Consider the following 2,838-nt stretch of genomic DNA (forward strand, 5'->3'; position numbering starts at 1 on the left):
GTGGGCCGGGTGGGTGGGACGCCGCGCCGTCCTCGTCCTTCCCCGGCGGCGAGGGCCGCCGGGGTGCGACGGCCACGGCCCCGGGCGGCCCCTGGTGGACGCGCCGGGCACCGTCGTCGCGGGTGGACGGGCCCGGGGAACGGGGTCGGCGGTGGGCTGGTGCGGCCGGTCGACCCGGTGCCGCCACGAGGGCTGGCCCACCCCTCCCCCGGGCACGCTCCGGGCCGGTCAGCCGAGTTGGTCGCCGACCCTGGTGTAGCCGCGCAGCAGGTCGCGGGAGATGATCAGCCGCAGCATCTCGTCGGTGCCCTCGAAGATGCGGAACAGCCGGACCTGCCGGTACCAGCGTTCGATGGGCAACTCGCGGGTGTAGCCCATGCCGCCGTGGATCTGGAGCACCCGGTCCACGACCCGGTTGACCATGCCGGCGCCGAACAGTTTCGCCGCCGCCGAGCTGTGCCGGGGGTCGCGGCCCTGGTCGACGGTCCAGGCGGCGCGCAGCACGAGCCCCCTGGCCGCCTCGACCTCGACCTCCGAGTCGGCGATCATCCACTGGATCGCCTGGTTCGTCCCGATCGGCCGGCCGAAGGTCTCACGGGTGTTGGCGTACTCGATGGCCATCTCCAGGGCGCGTTCGGCGATGCCCAGGCCCTGCGAGGGGATGGCGTAGCGGCCCTTGCCGATCCACTTCATGCCGAGTTCGAAGCCCTGCCCCACCTCCCCGAGGACGTTGCGGTGGGGGACGCGGACGTTGTCGAAGACGAGGGAGGCCGGTCCGCCCTCGCCCATGGTCTGGATGAACTCCGAGGTCCAGCCCCGCTCCCGGTCGACGAGGAAGGCGGTGGACCCGCCGCGCGCGCCGATGTCGGGGTCGGTGACGGCGACGACGATGGCGAAGTCGGCCTCGTTGCCGCCGGTGATGAACACCTTCTCACCGTTGAGGACCCAGTCGTCGCCGTCGCGCCGCGCGGTCATCCGGATGTTGGCGGCGTCGGATCCGGCGCCGGGTTCGGTGATGGCGAAGCAGGAGATCCGGTCGCCGGCGATCGTCGGCAGCAGGTATTCGGCCCGCTGCTCGTCGTTGGCGTGGTAGAGGATGTTGTCGGCGCTGCCGCCGAACCGGAAGGGGACGAAGGAACGGCCGGTCTCGGTCCACACCAGGGACTGGTCGACGGCGGGCAACCCCATCCCCCCGTACTCGGTGGGCGTGTCGAGCCCCCAGAACCCGAAGGCCTTCGCGCGCTGTTGGAGTTCCCGCAGTTCGGACTGTTCGAGTCCGGGGAGTCCGCGTCGTTCCCGGCGGAGCACCTCGGCTTCCAGCGGCATCACCTCCTTGCGGACGAAGTCGCGGACGGTGTTCCGGACGGCCTGTTGTTCGTAGGTCAGCGCGAGGTCCATCAGCTGCTCCGGATCGGTGGGGTGGGCTGGGCGGGCCGGGCGCCGCTCGGGTCGGGCGTGGCCCGCCGTGGCCGCGTCGGCCGGGTGGTGGTGCCGGGGGTCAGTGCGTGGGCAGGGGGTAGTCGGCGACGGCGTCGGCCGTGCTGGCCGGTTCGACCTCGACCAGGCCCCCGTCGGCGCCCCGGGCGGGCGCGAGGACGTAGGAGTCGGAGGAGGGCGGTTGGGCTGGGTCGGAGAAGTCCATCGGCATCCCGAGGCCGATGTCGACGAGGTCCTGGGAGCGGTGCGCCTCGACGATGCCTGCCCTGGTCAGGTCGCCGCGTTCGCAGGCGGTGGCGAGGGTTTCGGCCAGCGACCGCATGGTGGAGTAGCCGGAGAGCGCGCCGCCGTCGATGTCGTCCCCGGGGTAGCGCTCCTGGTAGGCGGTGACGAGTTCGCGGACCCCCGGCAGGTCGCTCGACGCGGCGGGGGCGCCGCTGATGAGGAAGAAGTGGTCCTCCAGGGCCTGGGCGACCGGGGTCTCCAGCAGTTGGGAGGCGTAGGAGGGGGTGTTGCCGATGACGGGGACGGGGTCCCCCGAGGAGGCGATGACACCGACGAGGGAGGCGAGTTGGGCGGGGCCGACGCTGGTGAGGATGGCGGTCACGCCGGCGGAGCGGAGCGCGGCGACCTGCCCGGTGAGGTCGGACTCCCCGGCCCGCACGCGTTGCTCGACGAGGGTGAGTCCCGCCTCCTGGGCGGCGTACCGGGAGCCGAGGACGGCGTTGTGCCCGTAGTCGTCGTCGAGGTAGACGTGGCCGATGCCGTCGCCCGGTTCGACACGTCCGGTGCGGAGCAGGAAGTCGACGCCGTTGACGAGGTCGATGTCGTAGACGTTGCCGGGTACCTGGATCTCGCGGTGGCCGAGGAGGCTGGACGCCCAGCTCTGGGGGAAGGTCAGCAGCCCGTCGCGGACGATGTCGTCGGAGAGCGCGGCGAGCATGGGCGCGCCGAGCAGCTGGGGCATGGCGGCCACCTCGGGGGCGATCTCGCCGTAGCCGGCGGTGGCCCGTTGCACGTCGTAGCCGTGGTCGCGGACCACGATCTCCAGGTCGCGCCCGCAGACGCCGCCCTCGTCGTTGATCTGTTCGACGGCGAGCTGTTGGGAGTTGACGATGCTGGTGCTCAGCGCGGCGTACGGCCCGGTGAGGTCGGTGAGCGCGCCGAGCCGGATGGTGGTGTCGGTGATGCCCGGTCCGGTCGCGGGGCCGTCGCCGTCCGCGCCCTGGGTGCCGGTGGCCTTGGAGCTGCAGGCGGTGAGGGCCAGCAGGACGGCGAGGGCGGCCGCGCCGGAGGGGGGAAGGGTCCGTCTCATGGTGTGTCCTCCTTGGCGGGATGGTCCGCCGGCCCGGTGGTGGGGTCGGATCGGGTTGGCCCGGTGGGGTGGTCGGGGTCGGGGTG

2 protein-coding genes are annotated in these 2,838 nt (G+C 72.8%); both read right to left on the reverse strand.

Features of this window, described 5'->3' with window-relative positions:
- Positions 1–228: 228 nt before the first annotated feature.
- Positions 229–1,398, reverse strand: a complete 1,170-nt coding sequence (locus tag ACTIDRAF_RS0216940; protein WP_016699914.1) for an acyl-CoA dehydrogenase family protein — start codon at positions 1,396–1,398, stop codon at positions 229–231.
- A gap of 100 nt (positions 1,399–1,498) precedes the next feature.
- On the reverse strand, positions 1,499–2,752 hold the full coding sequence (locus ACTIDRAF_RS0216945; RefSeq protein WP_016699916.1) for an ABC transporter substrate-binding protein: 1,254 nt from the start codon (positions 2,750–2,752) through the stop codon (positions 1,499–1,501).
- Positions 2,753–2,838: the final 86 nt, after the last annotated feature.

The sequence above is a fragment of the Actinoalloteichus spitiensis RMV-1378 genome, assembly GCF_000239155.1.
Lineage (GTDB): Bacteria > Actinomycetota > Actinomycetes > Mycobacteriales > Pseudonocardiaceae > Actinoalloteichus_B > Actinoalloteichus_B spitiensis.

Bases quoted from the DNA above. Each gene is read 5' to 3' on its own strand.
- ACTIDRAF_RS0216940 (WP_016699914.1), bottom strand. From the start codon at position 1,398: ATGGACCTCGCGCTGACCTACGAACAACAGGCCGTCCGGAACACCGTC.
- ACTIDRAF_RS0216945 (WP_016699916.1), bottom strand. From the start codon at position 2,752: ATGAGACGGACCCTTCCCCCCTCCGGCGCGGCCGCCCTCGCCGTCCTG.